Origin of the sequence: Ruminiclostridium josui JCM 17888 (assembly GCF_000526495.1) — a bacterium.
GTDB lineage: Bacteria > Bacillota > Clostridia > Acetivibrionales > DSM-1351 > Ruminiclostridium > Ruminiclostridium josui.
Genome location: NZ_JAGE01000001.1, coordinates 3,384,605 through 3,401,734 on the forward strand (window position 1 = coordinate 3,384,605; position 17,130 = coordinate 3,401,734).

A 17,130-nucleotide genomic window follows, 5' to 3' on the forward strand; every position below is an offset into this window, starting at 1 on the left:
TTTATTTTGGGGGGCGAAAAAAATTGATTATATCAATAAAGAATTTAGGTAAAGTTTATAAAAATGGACAGATAGAGGTTGAGGCGTTAAGGAATGTTAATGTAAATATAGACAAAGAAGAATTTGTTGCAATAATGGGGCCGTCAGGCTCAGGAAAATCAACGTTAATGAACATTATTGGCTGTCTTGACAAATCCACTACAGGTGAATATTGGCTGGATGGAGTCAATATTTCTACTCTAAATGAAATTGAACTGGCAAAGGTTAGAAACCGAAAAATAGGTTTTGTTTTTCAGTCATTCAATCTACTTCCAAGAATTACTGCACTGCAAAATGTAGAACTTCCAATGATATATGCGGGGGTAGGTGCTAAGGAAAGACGCAAAAGAGCTATGCTGGCATTGGAGAGGGTTGGACTTGAGAAAAGGCTGCATCATAAACCTAACGAAATGTCCGGAGGACAGAAACAGAGGGTTGCTATAGCCAGATCCCTTGTCAATTCTCCCGCTATTATACTTGCCGACGAACCAACAGGAAACCTTGACAGTACGGCAGGGGAAGAAATAATGACAGTATTTCAGGACTTGAATCGTGAAGGAGTTACTATTGTACTTGTTACTCATGAGCCGGACATTGCGGAGCATACTAAAAGAATATTACGCTTTAAAGACGGTATGCTAAGAAGCGATGAAATAGTCCAGAACCCACTTGACGCAAGAACTGTATTAAGTCAGTACAAGGAAGAAGCTTAGAAGTTGATTACTTATATATATAATTTTTGCCGCAATAAGTGGCCACGGAGGTAATATGATGGAAGAAAATACGCAAGTATCTGTTAACGGAGTTGTTAATCTCCCGCAAAAAAGTGAGATGAATTTTTTTAAAAGAGTGGCAGGAGTATTTTTATGGCCGGGTAAAGTAATGGAGAACCTTGCTGAAAGGCCCAGGATAGCTTTTCCTTTTATTTTTTTGCCAGTTGTTCAACTGGTTGCTGTTCTCGCAATGATTCCAATGTATAAAGAGTTTGTAAGGACTGGCACAGAAGAATTGGTTTTTCAACAAAATCTTGAAATGACTGCAGAGCAACTTAACAATGCCGTAAATCTTGCTACGATTACAGGACCAGTTGCAGGGGCTATAGGTGTTGTTATAACCTGGGTTCTTGGTGCCTTGATTTTGTGGGGAATCATTAAAATATTCAAGGGACAGGGAAGTTTTAAACAGGTACTATCTATAACTGGGTATGCCGGCGTGATTACAATACTTTCAACCGTGGTACATATAATTAAAACAAATATTACAGGTGTTTACGACCTTATGAGCTATACCAGTATTGCTGTACTAATGCCTAAGATGGAAGGAAACTTTATATATGGTATGGCAAAATTTTTGGACGTGTTCAGTATATGGCAATATGTAGTAATTGCTATAGGTGTTGCAGCAGTTAGTAAGATGCCAAAAAAGAAAGCGTATTTGATTGTAGCTGCTATATTTGTTATTCAAGTGTTGTATGCAGGGATAACAGAATTTAGAATATCAGGAATACTATAGAAATTTTCTCGGGGACACGGAGGTTGAAATGAAAAAGAAGATATTTATTGGGGTGAGCCTGGCTGTTGTTATAGTGGCTCTAATTACTGTGGGTGTTGTGAAAAATGCCGGCTCAGTGGGTTCCGGTGCTGTTTTTACAGTACAGACTGGTGAAATAAAAAAAGGTGATGTCAGTTCATTTATTTCTGCAAATGGTATAGTTTCTGAAATAGAAAAATCTGAGGTATACATTGATAATCCAGTGAAAGTGACCAAACTATATGTTAAGCAAAACGACACTGTTAAAAAGGGACAAAAGCTTGCAGATATAGATTTAGATGATCTGAATACCCAGCTTGAAACTCAAAAACTCCAGAAGAAAAGTCAGGAATTGCTGTTAAAAAAGGCAATGGCATCTGATACAACCATCAGTACTGTAAACAATCAGAATGAAATAAAGGCAGCAGAAAATGATGTTGCTTCAAAACAGAGGGCCTATGAACAGGCACTTAAAAACCGCAACGAAAAAAAGGCTTTATATGATGCAGATGCTATATCAAAAGCTGAACTTGATAGTGCTGAAAATACATTAAAAGATGCCCAGGATATGCTTAGTGTTGCAAAATTAACACTTCAGGCAAAGAAAGATGCCCAAAACGAGACCAGTAAAGCAAACAGTAAATCTAAAACAATTCAGCAAATAGATATTGAGTCACAGAAAATAGCAATACAAACAACAGAATTATCAATTAAGGATCTCGAAAATAGGATTAAGAAATACAAGGCATTGATGTTTAGTACAATGGATGGGATAGTTTCTCAGGTAAATGTTGCAGAGGGTTCTTATACAATAGCAGGCCAGCCTGTGTTCGTGGTTATTAATCCAAATAAGTTAGAAGTTAAGCTTAATATTAATGAATTTAATGCCAAACTTTTGAAGCCTGGACAAGCTGTGGAAATAAACGGAGATTCCATTCCTGAAACAGAAGAAGTTACAGGTAAGGTTAAAAGCGTTGCTCCTATAGCAAAGTCTAATACCACCAACACCGGTTCTGCTGAAACGGTTATTCCTGTAGTTGTCAGCATTGATAATATTACTCCTTCTATGAAGCCTGGTATCACTGTAAGTTGTGATATTAAAACTGTAGATATTTCAAATGTACTTACTGTGGACCTTGATATGCTGGGGCAGGACAAAGATGATAATAAATATGTATTTGTAATAAGCCCTGACAAAAAGACTATGCATAAAAAGAAAATTGAGCTTGGCACAACTTCGGATATGAAAGCAGAATTGGTAGGAGGCGGATTAAAGGAAGGCGATCTAGTTGTTATGAATCCAACTCCTGCTTATAAGGATGGAGCCCGTGTTAAAATTAAAGATTAGTAAACGGGATTGGAGGATAAACAGAAAATGAATATAATTGAGAGCTTCAAACAGGCTTTATCCAGTCTCAGAGCAAACAAGCTCCGCTCCGTCCTGACGATGATTGGTATAATTATGGGTGTATTTTCGGTTATAACTATCGTGGCAATCGGAAATGCGACGCAAAGCTATGTAGATAGCGAATTTGCAAAAATCGGAGCGAATATACTGATTGTCTCTTACAAGACTGATAGCCTGAGTACCAATGATATGCTGGTCAGCGATGATCTGAAAGCAATAAGTAAAAGCGTTAAAGAGATAAAAAATGTTGGAACAGATGTGAACAGATCAGGAACTATCCGACTTGATAACAAAACAAGAAATGCCAGTATACACGGTATATCATCTCAGTATAAGGACATTGTACCTGTGGATATGGCTCAGGGCAGAATGATAAATGAGATTGATAACTCTACAAGATCAAATGTAGTTGTAATTGATGAAGAATTTGCAGAAGCTAATTTTGGAAAGATAAATCCCATTGGACAAAAACTTAAGGTAACACTTGGCTCAGGAAGTACTTTAAGGCTTAGGGTAATAGGAGTGACAAAAACTGAAGAAACTCCCTTTGGAGGAATGATTAATAATGAAAACAGACCGGTAACCCTTATAATTCCTATGACTACCCTTCAATCATATTATCCTGATTCAGAGCAGTTTAATTATATTTATGTTTCGGTAGATGAAAAGGATAAAACTGCTCTGAAAAACATGGCCGATAAAATAATAAAAACCCTTGAAAATAAGCATGGAAATAAGGATAAATATTCAATACAATTCTATTCTGATTTTCAGGATGGTTTGAATACTGTACTTAATGTTATTTCCTCAGTACTTCTGGTTATAGCTGTAATTACATTGATTGTAGGAGGTATAGGAATAGTGAATATACTTCTGGTTTCTGTAACTGAGCGTATAAGGGAGATTGGTGTGAGAAAGGCTCTTGGTGCTAGAAAACGAGATATAGTAATTCAATTTATAACCGAGTCAATTATACTTACGGGAATAAGTGGTGTAATTGGTATAATTATGGGTATTTTAGGAGGCTTTATAATTTCATCAATAGTAAAAATCCCACCAGTTCTGAATATACAGGTAATTGTACTTGCCTTTTTGGGCTCTATTGCTTTGGGACTGTTGTTTGGAGTTTATCCTGCAAAACGGGCCGCCGACCTTGACCCAATAGAATCACTGAGGTACGAATAAATAGAACTTTCCTTTAAGCGGCCAGCCTTTTTATGGAGCTTGGCCGCTTAAACTTTTCTACTACGGTTTTAAATTCTTCTGCACATTGAGACCAGTGTTCCAGACACCATTCCGATTAGAAAAGCTCCCCCGACAATTCCTAAAGCCATTGTAGTAGAAAGTGAAAATTCTGTATCCTCAGATGTATCAGGCAACTGTTGACTTTTTTTTGTTGTTCTTGCATATTTTCTGTTTCGTCCGTTCAATTATAGCCCTCCCTTTTACGTAGAAACTTTATTTATTCAATTCTATTATTTGCATTAATAACATATTTAATTACTCAATAACTTTGTTTAGCTTGAATATAAACGAAAAATTTTATTATACTATAGTATGATAAGTAAAAATTCTATAATTTGTAATTAAAGGAGTTATTTATGATTGATACCCATGTAGAGGAAAAGCTGTGTAAATTGTTTGAAAAGAATGGGATAACGGTTTACAATATTAAATCTAATAGATTCAAAACAAATACAATTAATATTTTCTTTCATGATAATTTGAATAAGGATACGGTTGCTCTAAACGCACTTTTCCCTTCAGTATTGAGAAGAGGCTGCAAGGGACTTCCTAATATAAAAGAAATTAATTTGTATCTTGAAAAAATGTATGGTGCAGTGTTTGACTGTGGCATTGTAAAAAAAGGCGAAAGACAGATAATACATTTTTATTTTGAATATATTTCAGATAAGTATACTAATGAAAAGCAAAGAAATTTTGAAAAGGCATTTGAATTTCTTATGAATATCATTTTCAGACCTGAGCTAAAGAATGGTTCCTTTAATGAACAGTATGTAGAACAGGAAAAAAATAATCTGAAAATGATTGTCAAAGGCAGAACAAATGATAAGATTCAGTACAGCATGGAAAGATGCTATGAACTAATGTGCAAGGATGAACCATTTGGGCTATATGAATACGGCACGATAGAGCAAATAGATGAAATAACTAATGACAAACTTTACGAGCACTACAAGAAAAAAATAGCATCACTCCCTGCAGAGATTTTTATAACCGGAGAAATGGAAGAGAAAGATGAAGCTTTTATAAAAGAAAAACTGTCACTTGTGGAAAGAAGTCCAACTCAAAAACTGAATTCTAGTATTATATTTAAATGTGTTAAAGAAGTAAAAGAATACGAAGATAAAATGGATGTTAATCAGGCCAAGCTGTGTATGGGTTTCAGAACACATGTACATCCTGCTGATAATGATTATTATGCACTATTGGTTTTTAACGGCTTGCTGGGAGGAGGTATGCATTCAAAGCTTTTTCAGAATGTCAGAGAGAAAGCAGGGCTTGCATACTATGTGTTTGCAGGTTTGGAAAAGTTTAAGGGTTTAATGGTTATTGCAAGTGGTATTGATATTAAGAATAAAGACACTGCTCAAGAAATAATTATGAAACAGTTGGATGAAATACGTTCAGGGAACATAACAGAGTATGAATATGAGGCTACCTTAAAGTCTATAAAAACTGGAATTATGTCACTAAAGGACAGTCAGCTTTATGTAGTAGATTTTTATTTGAGTCAATTGATAAACGGTACACATGATACCATGGAAACCTTGGTTGAAAAAGTAAATAGAGTTACGGTTGATGATATTATCAAGGTGGCAGATAATGTTCAGTTGGATACGATATATTTCTTGACTTCAAAATCACATGAAAACAGCAATTAAAAAAGGTATACGAAGCGGAGGAGCTTATGAATTTTGATACTATTGAATATAAAAAGTATAACGAATTATTTTACCGGTATGAACATTCCAGTGGTTTAAATTGTATAGTAATTCCTAAAAAAGGCTATTACAAAAAGTACGCTACATTTTCTACCCAATACGGTTCCGTAGATAATGAATTTGTCATACCAGGAGAAAGTAAACCCACAAAAGTTCCTGACGGAATTGCACATTTTTTGGAGCACAAGCTTTTTGAGCAAAAAGACGGAAGTGTCATGGATAAGTTTGCAGCTTTGGGCTCAAAACCTAATGCATTTACAAGCTTTAACCAAACTGTATACCTTTTTTCTTGTACAGACTTGTTTAGCGAAAACTTCAAGCTTTTATTAAATTTTGTTCAAAATCCGTATATTACAGATGAAAGCGTTGAACGTGAAAAGAAGATAATAGGTCAGGAAATCAATATGTACCGTGACGATCCAGGATGGCGTGCAAACTTCAATCTACTTAAGGCAATGTACAAGAACCACCCTGTAAGGTATGATATAGCGGGTACTATTGACAGTATAAGTGAAATTACAAAAGAAACCTTGTATAAATGCTATAAGACCTTTTACCATCCATCAAATATGCTCATAACAGTGGTTGGTGACGTGGATCACATTAAAGTTTTTGAGCAGGTTGAGAATTGCATACAGACATCGGATAAGTCTACTGAAATTAAAAGAATCTTTCCAAAAGAAAGTTCGGATATTAACAAAAGTTATATCGAGCAAAATATGCCGGTATCAACACCTATATTTTATATGGGATTTAAAGACAGCAATTTTGACTTAGAAGGTGATGAAATCCTTAGATATGAGATTGCTATAAAAGTTCTGTTGTCAATGCTTATGGGAAAAAGTTCAAGACTTTACGAAGAACTGTATGACAAGAGCCTTATAAATTCCAGCTTTGAAATGGATTTTTCTTTAGAGAATAGTTATGCATATTCAATGTTCGGAGGAGAATCTGTAAACCCGGAAGAGGTTCAGGATATGGTTACAAAGGAAATTAAATTACTGAAAAAACAAGGGCTTGATCAGGAGAACTTTAACAGACTTCTTAACGCTTCAAAAGGAAGATTTTTAAGACAGTTAAATTCACTGGAAAATATATCAAGATCCTTTATAAATTTATATTTTAAGGGGGTTACATTGTTTGATTATCTAGAAGTTTATGATAAAATGAAATTTGATTATATTACAGATGTATTTGACAGTCATTTTGACATTAAGCGCATGGCGTTATCTGTTGTTAAGCAGAAATAAAAAGTGTTTTTGTGGAGGTTAGAAATGGATAGTACATTAGTCAGCTTTCCTGAACTCGGTTGGAGTTTCCAGGTACCAAGAGTTGCTTTCTACATTTTTGGTAAACCAATATACTGGTATGGAATTATTATAGCCGCTGCCTTTTTGATATGTGTGTTATGGGCAATGAAAGATTCAACAAAATACGATCTAATTCCGGATACAATAATAGATTTGATGCTGTTTGCAGCCCCGGCAGCTATAATATGTGCAAGGATATACTATGTTGTTTTCAGTTGGTCTGAGTATAGAGACAACCTCATTGATATTGTGAACCTTAGAAAAGGCGGTTTAGCAGTCTATGGAGGAATAATAGGTGCTATAGTTACTGCTTATTTTGTTGCAAGATATAAAAAAATTCCTACAATGAAGCTTTTTGATTTTGCGATACCCTATGTGGCTCTGGGACAGGCGATTGGGCGTTGGGGGAATTTTTTCAACCAGGAAGCTTTTGGAGCAAATACAAGTCTTCCATGGGGGATGACCAGTTCTACAATAACTTCATATTTAACAAATAAATCCGATTCAATTCAAGAAACGTTAGGTATAACTGTAAATCCTGATTTACCCGTTCATCCAACATTTTTATACGAAAGCTTATGGAGTCTTTTGATTTTTGCATTTCTTATGTGGATGCGAAAAAGAAAGAAATTCAGCGGTGAGATATTCTGCTTGTATTTTATATCCTATAGTCTAGGAAGAGCGTTTATAGAAGGTCTTAGAACAGATAGTCTGATGCTTGGTAATCTAAGGGTGTCACAATTTCTATCTATTATAATGATAATCGCTTTCAGTGTATTGGTGATAGTTCTGAGAAACAAAGCAAAAAATGCAGTGTGTGAAGAGGCAGAAACAGAACCAAGCGTATATGCAAATGTTCTTAAGTATTTGGAAGAAGAACAAGCAGCTGAAAATAATGAGCAAAGCACTGAGAATTTGCAGGAAGCAGACAATACACAGGATGTTGGGGAAGAATCTGGTGAAAATGAACCTGCCAACAGTGAAAACTCACAAGAAGATAATGAAGAAGAAGATAATAAAATAACTGACAGCAAGTAATTTAGGAAAAGGTGAAAAATGTATTTCGTTGAAAAGTCGCAAACATCAAATCCTTATAAAAGATTTGACTACATGTTGTTTATATCGGTTTTAGTATTATCAGCAGTAGGGCTTATTGTGCTCAGCAGTGCAGTAAGAACCAGACCGAATATTCTGAAGTCTCAGATACTTGCTATGATAATGGGAATCGCACTATGTCTTATTTTAAGCATAATAGATTATAAGGATTTAAAGGTTCTCAGTTTATTTATTTTTTTTGGTGCAATGTCTTTGATGGTTCTTGTTTTATTTATAGGCTCTGGAGATGACCTGGGAAGTAGAAGCTGGATGCAAATAGCCGGGTTTAGTGTTCAACCATCAGAATTTGCGAAGATAGCTTATATTATTCTGGCTTCGGTTTTTTTGGAGAGGATCAAAGATAGTACTGAAAAGAATAAATCAGATATTATAAAATTCGTTGTATACTCAATGGTTTCCATAGGTTTTGTACTACTGCAAAAGGATTTGGGAACAGCCCTTGTATTTGTATTTATATTCCTTATATTTATATATATTGCTGGAATCCCTTACAGGTACATATTTATCTTGAGTGGAGGATTACTGCTTTCATTACCTTTTATCTGGGTTTATGTTCTGAATGGAAATAGACGTGAGAGAATTCTTACTTTTATTTCACCTGACAGAGATCCACAGGGGGCCGGATATAATGTAATTCAATCAAAGATTGCAGTGGGCTCAGGACAGTTGTTTGGACAAGGCTACGGAAGTGGGTTGCAAACCCAAAGCAGGAATGTACCAGTAAACGAGTCAGACTTTATTTTCTCGGTGGTTGGAGAAGAGTTTGGATTCATTGGTGCTATTATAATTATAATATTAGCTTTGATAATTCTTTTAAGATGTATTTATATTGCAAAAAACTCAAGTGATTCCTATGGTTCATTTCTTGTAATAGGTGTGACAGGTATGTTTGCATTTAATTTTATTGAAAATATCGGAATGAGCATAGGTCTGCTTCCAGTTACAGGTTTACCACTTCCTTTTGTAAGTGCGGGAGGAAGTGCAGTACTGGCCAATTATATAGCCACAGGTATTGTTTTAAGTGTTTCATCAAGACGAAAAAAAGTACTGTTTAGTACTTAGTGTGTATAGTATTTGTTATTGGGAAATAATCAGATTTACAGGTGCTACATCAAAAACCCATAAAATCTAGTACTACTGACCTATAAAAGGCGGGATTAATATCCTGTCTTTTATTTTTTTTATTCCAATTATCCGAAATATATTGATAATTACTAAGTTTTGCAATAAAATATGTTTATAAGTGGTGAAAAGTGGTGGGAAGTGGAGGAAACTTATTCGGATGTGGGGTGTAAAAATTGTTCTATGGTGAATACCAACATACAATTGACCCTAAAGGAAGAGCAATAGTACCTTCAAAGTTCCGTGAAGGGTTAGGTGAAAAGTTCATACTAACCAAGGGACTTGACGGTTGTTTATTTGCGTACTCATCCGAGGAGTGGACAAGCTTGGAAAACAAGCTAAAATCCTTGCCATTTACCGATAAGGACGTCCGGGCATTTATCAGATTTTTCTTTTCAGGAGCAACTGAATGTGAAGTTGATAAACAGGGAAGGATATTGATACCACAGAATCTGCGCGAATATGCTGCACTTGAAAAAGACATATATGTAATTGGTGTGTCCTCAAGAGTAGAAATATGGAAAAAGGAAGCATGGGAAGCTTACAATAGCGATGATAACATCAGCGCGGATAAAATTGCGGAAAAGATGGCATTACTTGGTATATAGCCGGAAAAACTTTGAGGTGAATAATGGAATTTAAACATAAATCCGTATTACTTGATGAGTGTATAGAAAATCTGAATATAAATCAGGAAGGTATTTATGTTGACGGTACAATTGGAGGAGCGGGACATTCATCAGAGATATATAAAAGACTAGGTGAAAAAGGCTGTTTGATAGGTCTCGACCAAGATAACTTTGCTGTAGAAACATCGGTTAAGAGGCTAGGTGGAATTAATTCTTCAGCAGATTTCAGGGTTGTAAATACCAATTTTAAAAATATACGTAATGCCTGTTCCGAGTTAGGAATTTATGAAGTAGACGGTATTCTTCTGGATTTGGGAGTTTCCTCACATCAATTGGATGAAGCATCCAGAGGATTTAGTTACCAACATGATGCACCACTTGACATGAGAATGGATAGAAAGTCCAGCCTGTCGGCTTACGACGTGGTAAACAAGTATTCCGAGGAGGATATATACCGAATTATCCGTGACTACGGAGAAGAAAAATGGGCTTCTCGTATAGCAAAATTCATTGTGGAAGCCAGACAGAACAAATCCATAGAAACTACTTATGAATTGGTAGACATAATAAAGAGAGCGGTTCCAAGTTCAGCAAGAAGGGATGGTCCTCATCCGGCAAAAAGAACTTTTCAGGCAATTAGGATAGAAGTCAACAATGAACTTGGGATATTAAATCAAACAATTGAAGATTGTGTAGATTTGCTTAAAAGTGGAGGAAGGCTGTGTATTATAACTTTCCATTCACTGGAAGATAGGATAGTTAAGACTCAGTTTAATAAAATGGTAAATCCATGCACTTGTCCATCTTCTTTTCCGGTATGTGTTTGCGGAAAAGAGCCCAGGGCAGTGCTTGTAAATAAAAAACCTATTGTTTCGGATAGTCGTGAACTTGAGGAAAATCCGAGAGCAAGAAGTGCTAAATTAAGAGTTCTGCAAAAAATATAGTATAAAACCTAAAATTAAGATAACAAATGAAAATCATAATATATCAACATATGAAGAATTAATTTAAATACTATTGATAAAGTTCTGAGAAACAAAAGCTAAAACTTTTAAAAATGGAAACGGGAATCAAGCTTTTATAGCTGATTCCCCAATTATCTTTATTATTGACGGGGGTGTTTAAGAGTGGCAGAGACCAAAAAAAATGATTACGTACACGGTTCCTTAGCGGAAAAAATACAATATGACCCATATGAAGACAATGCCATACTCAAGTCAAAAAAGATAGCAAGGGATAACAAAAGAGTAAAGGTCAGAATTATCTCAAGCATTTTTCTTGTTTTTCTAATGTTTATTGTTGTTATGCTCAGATATGCACAAATCAGTAAGTTAAATTATGAAAGCAATATACTGAAAAGTGAGTATACCAAGATACAGAATGAAAATCAATTGTTGCTTATTGATATACAGAATGCTATGGATTTAAAGAATATAAGACAAATTGCAGAAACAAAGCTGGACATGCATAAGCCCGACAAGTCACAAATTGTGTATGTAAGTATACCAAAAAAAGATGTTACGATTACAGCAAACAAGGAACAGTCAAAACTAACGGCATTGTTCAATGGTATGCGCAAAAGCATTAACAAGTTCGTAAATATGATTTATTAAGCCTATCTCCTTGGTTGATTCAAGATAACAGACCATGATAATATATTATATATCCGACAACAAACAAAGCGGATATCCATGGGGGGGCTAAAAATGAATATAATTAATTATGAATAAGCAGCTATAGATTTTTTAATATAACATTATATTAAGTCTATAGTTTTTATTTTTGGACAATTTATTTTAAATTTAATAATATATTTTATTAAAATACAATATTAATTACTAAACGGGACATTTTACATTAATAGACAACAAGGGGGAGAATGCTTTGGCTGGAGTAAATTTGAAAATAAAAAAACGGCTTTTGTTTATACTTGGTGTTTTTACCATACTAACACTTATGCTAGTGTTAAGAATTGCATGGATTCAAATATATAGCGGTAAAGAATATCAGGAATTTGCATATAATCAACAGACAAAGAATCGTACTATAAGTGCCAAAAGAGGTACTATATATGACCGTAACATGAAACCTTTAGCTGTAAGCGGTTCAGTAGATACTATAAGTGCAAGTCCTCAGGAGATAAAAAAACAAAAACTGGATTTAGACAAGATTTCCAGTGAACTTGCAGCTATACTTGACATGGACATGGAAACAATTAAAAAGAAGCTTACTAAGAATAACCAATATGAACTTATAAAACAAAAAGTAGATAGGGAAGTAGGAAACGAAGTACGGGAGTGGAAGAGTACAAACCATATATCCGGTATTTATGTTGATGAAGATACAAAGAGATTTTATCCCAATAGAAATCTGGCTGCTCACGTTATCGGCTTCACCAATATAGACAATGATGGACTTGACGGTGTTGAAAAGATGATGGAGAAATACTTAAAGGGCGTACCCGGTAAAATTCTCAGTGAAACAGACGCAAGCGGAATGGCATTGAGTATGAGCGATGAAAAATTCATACAGCCTCAGGACGGTAATGATGTTATTCTTACAATAGACGAAACAATTCAGTATTTTGCTGAAAAGGCTTTGGAAAAGGCAATTTCAGATAATAATGTATTAAACGGAGCTACTGCAATAGTAATGGACCCAAGAAACGGTGAAATACTTGCATTAGCTTCAAAACCCGATTTTGATTTGAATGATCCCAGAGGAGTTCCAAAGGGAAAAGACCCTGAAACCTGGACTGGAAAAAGCAAGGAAGATGTAGAATATCTCCAACAGACGGTATGGAGAAATAAAGCAGTTGTTGATACATATGAGCCCGGTTCCACATTTAAGCCGATTACAGCAGCGGCAGGCCTTGAAGAGGGCGCTATTACCCCTGATACACAGGTTACCGATGCTACTGTAAAGGTTGGAGGGTGGAACATAAATTGTTGGAAACCAAACGCCCATTTACATGAAACTTTCAGAGAAGGGGTTTATAACTCCTGTAACCCTGTTTTCGTGCGTCTTTCCCAAAAATTGGGAGTACCATTGTTTTTTAAATATGTAAAAGCATTTGGTTTTTATGATAAAACAGGAATTGATTTACCCGGTGAAGCACGCGGTATAATGTTTACAAACCCTACAGAGGTAAACATGGCAACAGCTTCCTTTGGACAACGTTTCCAGATAACACCTATACAGCTTATACAGGCATATGGTGCAATTGCAAACGGAGGAGACCTGATAACACCTCATGTTGTTAAAGAGGTAGTAGACGAAACAGGAAGTGTAATAAAGAAATTTGAGCCAAAAGTTGTAAGAAAAGTAATATCTAGACAAACTTCCGATACATTAAAATCTATACTCCAAGGGGTTGTAGATGTAGGTACAGGTAAAAATGCTAAGATACCGGGCTACAAAATCGGAGGTAAGACAGGTACATCGGAAACAATAGTGGACCCAAAACTTCAAAAACTAAATATTGTAGGAAAAAATAAGAGATACATAGTTTCATTTTCAGCCATTGCGCCTACTGACAATCCAAGCCTGTGTGTGCTGGTTGTATTGGATTATCCTGATATGTACAATCCCGGAGGCGGTATGCTGGTTGCTCCTGTTGTAGGAAAGCTTATAGATGATATTCTCAGCTATAAGGGTGTTGAAAAGGAATACACAGAGGAAGACAAAAAGCAGTTGCTTCAGGAGGTTCAGGTTCCAAATGTAAAGGGCAAGACAGTGGAAGAGGCAGTTAAACTGTTGAAACAAAACAAACTAGAGTATAAAATAGAAGGAAGCAACACTGACAAAAAGGCAATTGTACAGGATCAGACTCCGAAATTTGGCGCGTTACTTCATGAGCAATCTATAGTTATACTCTATACCTATAAGGCAAAAGAGGAAGCGACAGTTAAGGTTCCGGACGTTAAGAACAAGTCTGTTTATGATGCGACCCAAGCTTTTAAGAAACTTGGACTTAATATTCGTGTCAACGGTACCGGAACAGCGGTTAGCCAGAATATAGATGCAGGTACAAAAGTTAAGAAAGGTGCTGTTATAGAAGTTATATTCAGGAATGTAGTTTCAGATTAGTTTAGTGGTAAAAAAACAGGGCAATACTTATAGAAAGCATTGGATTCTAATATTTGGAGGTGTTTTTATTTGCAACTAAAAGAGCTTGTAAAAGATTTGAATATCAAAGAAATTAATGGAAGTCTTAATGTGGAAGTTGACAGTATAGCATATGATTCCAGAAAATCAAAACAAGGCAGTCTTTTTGTTTGTATTGAAGGAACTGTAGTTGACGGACATAAGTACATAAATGATGCTATAGAAAATGGAACAAAGGCATTTCTAGTTCAGAAGCATGTTGAAGTACCTGAAGGGATTACAACAGTTGAGATAGATGATACAAGGTTTGGACTTGCAGCAGTATCAGATGCATTTTTTTGCCATCCGTCTTCAAAATTGAACCTTATAGGCATTACAGGAACAAAAGGTAAAACTACAACTACCTATATGGTTAAATCAATTCTAGAGGCTGCAGGGCATAATATGGGACTGATAGGCACTGTTGCCAATCTTATAGGAAATCAGGTATTATACACCTCCAGAACAACTCCAGAATCATATGATTTACAGAGCCTTTTCAATGATATGATTGATAAAAATGTAGACAGTGCTGTAATGGAGGTATCCTCTCAGGGATTGGAACTTCACAGGGTAGCAAAATGTGATTTTGACATTGGCGTATTTACAAATTTTTCAAGGGATCATATTGGGCCAAGGGAACATGCAACCCTTGAGGAATATTTTAATGCAAAAGCAAAGCTGTTTAAAATGTGCCGTAAAGCCGTTATTAATATAGACAGTGAATATGGCAGAAAAATTGCGGAATTAGCTGAATGCAAGGTGCTAACATATGGTTTGAGCGACAAAGCGGATATATGGGCTTCTGATATAGTAAAGAAAACAGGGCACACGTACTTTAAACTCAATTCTCCATGGGGCAGCATTAATATTGAGACAGATCTTCAAGGAGAGTTTAATATATACAATGCATTGGCGGCTATAGGCTCTTGTTGCCTAATTCCTGGTATTACATTGGAGCATGTAAAAAAAGGACTGACAAAGGTTACGGTTCCGGGCAGAATGGAATCTGTAAAAACGGGTGGTAACTATTCTGTTCTAATAGATTACGCACATACTCCTGACAGCCTTGAACAAGTACTAAAAACAGTTAAAGAGTTTGCACATGGAAGGGTTGTCAGCCTTTTTGGGTGCGGAGGGGATAGAGATAAGGGAAAGAGACCAGCGATGGGTGAAATTTCGGGAAATATAGCTGACTTTACAATAATAACTTCTGATAATCCAAGAACTGAAAACCCTGAACTGATAATAGAAGACATAGAAGAAGGCATTAAAAAAACAAAAGGAAAATATATTAAAATAACTGATAGAAGACAGGCAATAAAATTTGCACTTGAAAATGCTCAGGATGGAGATATAATTATTTTGGCAGGCAAGGGACATGAAACCTACCAGCAATTTGCCGAAAAAACAATACACTTTGATGAACGCGAGGTAGTAAATGAGGTGCTGGTAGAACTCGGAAGGAGTGAATAGCATGATTTCTTTTGACTGTGCTGAGCTGACAGAAGCAGTAGCAGGTAAACTTCTCTGGGGAGAACCTGGTATGATTTTTTACGGTGTAACCACAGACTCCAGAAAGGTAACTAATAATAGTTTATTTATACCGTTGATTGGAGAAAAATTTGACGGCCACGATTATATAGAGCAGTGCTTCAGGGCTGGTGCCTCGGTTTGCTTGACTTCAAAAAAAATACCGATGGTGGCAGGCTGCTCAGCGGTTTTAGTAGAGGATACCGCCAGGGCCCTACGGGATTTAGCAGCATGGCATCGCAAAAAATTTGATATACCTGTAGTGGGAATAACAGGAAGTGTAGGTAAAACTAGTACAAAAGACATGGTGTCATGTGTGCTGTCTCAAAAGTACTGTGTTTTAAAGACTCAGGGTAATTTCAATAATGAAATAGGACTTCCTCTGACTGTTTTGAATATTGATAACAGCCATGAAGCAGCTGTAATAGAGATGGGAATGAGCGGTTTTGGCGAAATCAGCCGACTTACTGCTATTGCCAAACCTCGTATTGCAATAATAACAAACATAGGTGTTTCACATATTGAGAAGCTTGAATCCCAAGAAGGAATTCTAAAGGCAAAACTGGAAATCCTTGAAGGACTTGATAAGGATGGATTAGTTATACTAAATGGAGATGATCCGTTACTTACGTCTTTGAAAGGAAAGCTTCCTTTTAGGACTGTTTTCTACGGAATGAAGAGTGGCAGCGATTACACGGCTTTAAACTATCAAACTATGGGAGAACAAGGAACTACCTTTGAAATAACAGTAAACGGACGTAATTTTGATGTTGAAATTCCTGTTCCAGGTATACATAATGTATACAATGCACTTGCTGCCATTGCAGCAGGAATTGAAATGAAGATTCCAATGGAAATGATTATTAATGGAATTAATCAGTTCAGTCCGGGAAATATGAGACAAAGTATAATAAATCATAATGGCATAAAAATTATAAATGATGCTTACAATGCAAGTCCTCAGTCCATGCAGGCAGCAATTAACGTTCTAGAAGAAATATCTTCGGGCTCAAGAAGTATTGCTGTTTTAGGAGATATGTTCGAAATGGGGGATATGTCAAGAGATTTACACTACTCAGTTGGAGAGTTTATAAAAAATAAAAAAATAAACTTTCTGATTACTGTAGGACAGGATTCCAGAATGATATCTCAGGCAGTAGCTGACTTAGGCAATAGTGAGATTAAATTGCGCCATTTTGAAAGCAACAAGGAAGCACTTAAATATATTTTAGGAATAGTAATGCCCGGAGATTACATATTGATAAAAGGCTCAAGAGGAATGAAAATGGAAGAAATCGCTGACGGAATAATGAAGTCAGAATGATTGCCAT

The 17,130-nt window shown here is 35.8% G+C and carries 15 protein-coding genes; 14 read left to right on the plus strand and 1 reads right to left on the minus strand.

The features are described 5' to 3' along the window. Positions 1 to 23 precede the first annotated feature (23 nt). The 4 genes from K412_RS0115350 to K412_RS0115365 are packed head-to-tail and all read left to right on the plus strand — an operon-like array spanning position 24 to position 4,162. On the plus strand, positions 24 to 752 hold the full coding sequence (locus K412_RS0115350) for an ABC transporter ATP-binding protein (RefSeq protein WP_024833924.1): 729 nt from the start codon (positions 24 to 26) through the stop codon (positions 750 to 752). A 55-nt stretch (positions 753 to 807) separates the two neighbouring features. Then, positions 808 to 1,551, plus strand: coding sequence for a YknW family membrane protein (yknW, locus tag K412_RS0115355; RefSeq protein WP_242835643.1), 744 nt, complete (start codon positions 808 to 810; stop codon positions 1,549 to 1,551). A 28-nt stretch (positions 1,552 to 1,579) separates the two neighbouring features. Beyond that, entirely contained in the window at positions 1,580 to 2,917 is a 1,338-nt protein-coding gene (locus K412_RS0115360) for an efflux RND transporter periplasmic adaptor subunit (RefSeq protein WP_024833926.1), read from the plus strand. Positions 2,918 to 2,944: 27 nt separating this feature from the next. Continuing rightward, positions 2,945 to 4,162 carry an ABC transporter permease gene (locus tag K412_RS0115365; RefSeq protein WP_024833927.1) on the plus strand — a complete coding sequence of 406 codons (1,218 nt, stop codon included), beginning with the start codon at positions 2,945 to 2,947 and terminating at the stop codon, positions 4,160 to 4,162. 68 nt (positions 4,163 to 4,230) lie between these two features. Here the strand turns inward: K412_RS0115365 and K412_RS22575 are convergent, their stop codons facing one another. Continuing rightward, positions 4,231 to 4,407 carry a hypothetical protein gene (locus K412_RS22575; protein ID WP_173585600.1) on the minus strand — a complete coding sequence of 59 codons (177 nt, stop codon included), beginning with the start codon at positions 4,405 to 4,407 and terminating at the stop codon, positions 4,231 to 4,233. A gap of 171 nt (positions 4,408 to 4,578) precedes the next feature. Here K412_RS22575 and yfmF point away from each other — a divergent pair, with 171 nt between their 5' ends. The 10 genes from yfmF (at position 4,579) to K412_RS0115420 (ending at position 17,123) form a co-directional block, all read left to right on the plus strand. Beyond that, complete coding sequence (yfmF, locus tag K412_RS0115375; protein WP_024833928.1) at positions 4,579 to 5,883, plus strand: EF-P 5-aminopentanol modification-associated protein YfmF; 1,305 nt, start codon at positions 4,579 to 4,581, stop codon at positions 5,881 to 5,883. 26 nt (positions 5,884 to 5,909) lie between these two features. After that, positions 5,910 to 7,193, plus strand: a complete 1,284-nt coding sequence (gene yfmH, locus K412_RS0115380; RefSeq protein ID WP_024833929.1) for an EF-P 5-aminopentanol modification-associated protein YfmH — start codon at positions 5,910 to 5,912, stop codon at positions 7,191 to 7,193. A gap of 24 nt (positions 7,194 to 7,217) precedes the next feature. Then, positions 7,218 to 8,291 (plus strand): prolipoprotein diacylglyceryl transferase, encoded by a 1,074-nt coding sequence (gene lgt / locus K412_RS0115385; RefSeq protein WP_024833930.1) that lies wholly within the window; start codon positions 7,218 to 7,220, stop codon positions 8,289 to 8,291. 18 nt (positions 8,292 to 8,309) lie between these two features. Then, positions 8,310 to 9,431: a rod shape-determining protein RodA gene (rodA, locus tag K412_RS0115390; RefSeq protein WP_024833931.1), complete on the plus strand. Its 1,122-nt coding sequence runs from the start codon at positions 8,310 to 8,312 to the stop codon at positions 9,429 to 9,431. Between the two features lie 236 nt (positions 9,432 to 9,667). Next, positions 9,668 to 10,099 (plus strand): division/cell wall cluster transcriptional repressor MraZ, encoded by a 432-nt coding sequence (gene mraZ / locus K412_RS0115395; protein WP_024833932.1) that lies wholly within the window; start codon positions 9,668 to 9,670, stop codon positions 10,097 to 10,099. A gap of 23 nt (positions 10,100 to 10,122) precedes the next feature. Continuing rightward, positions 10,123 to 11,064 carry a 16S rRNA (cytosine(1402)-N(4))-methyltransferase RsmH gene (gene rsmH / locus K412_RS0115400; protein ID WP_024833933.1) on the plus strand — a complete coding sequence of 314 codons (942 nt, stop codon included), beginning with the start codon at positions 10,123 to 10,125 and terminating at the stop codon, positions 11,062 to 11,064. 183 nt (positions 11,065 to 11,247) lie between these two features. Beyond that, positions 11,248 to 11,733: a cell division protein FtsL gene (locus K412_RS0115405; RefSeq protein WP_024833934.1), complete on the plus strand. Its 486-nt coding sequence runs from the start codon at positions 11,248 to 11,250 to the stop codon at positions 11,731 to 11,733. A 271-nt stretch (positions 11,734 to 12,004) separates the two neighbouring features. Next, positions 12,005 to 14,209, plus strand: coding sequence for a penicillin-binding transpeptidase domain-containing protein (locus tag K412_RS0115410; protein WP_024833935.1), 2,205 nt, complete (start codon positions 12,005 to 12,007; stop codon positions 14,207 to 14,209). A 69-nt stretch (positions 14,210 to 14,278) separates the two neighbouring features. After that, complete coding sequence (locus K412_RS0115415) at positions 14,279 to 15,742, plus strand: UDP-N-acetylmuramoyl-L-alanyl-D-glutamate--2,6-diaminopimelate ligase (RefSeq protein WP_024833936.1); 1,464 nt, start codon at positions 14,279 to 14,281, stop codon at positions 15,740 to 15,742. 1 nt (position 15,743) lies between these two features. Further along, complete coding sequence (locus tag K412_RS0115420) at positions 15,744 to 17,123, plus strand: UDP-N-acetylmuramoyl-tripeptide--D-alanyl-D-alanine ligase (RefSeq protein WP_024833937.1); 1,380 nt, start codon at positions 15,744 to 15,746, stop codon at positions 17,121 to 17,123. Positions 17,124 to 17,130 lie beyond the last annotated feature (7 nt).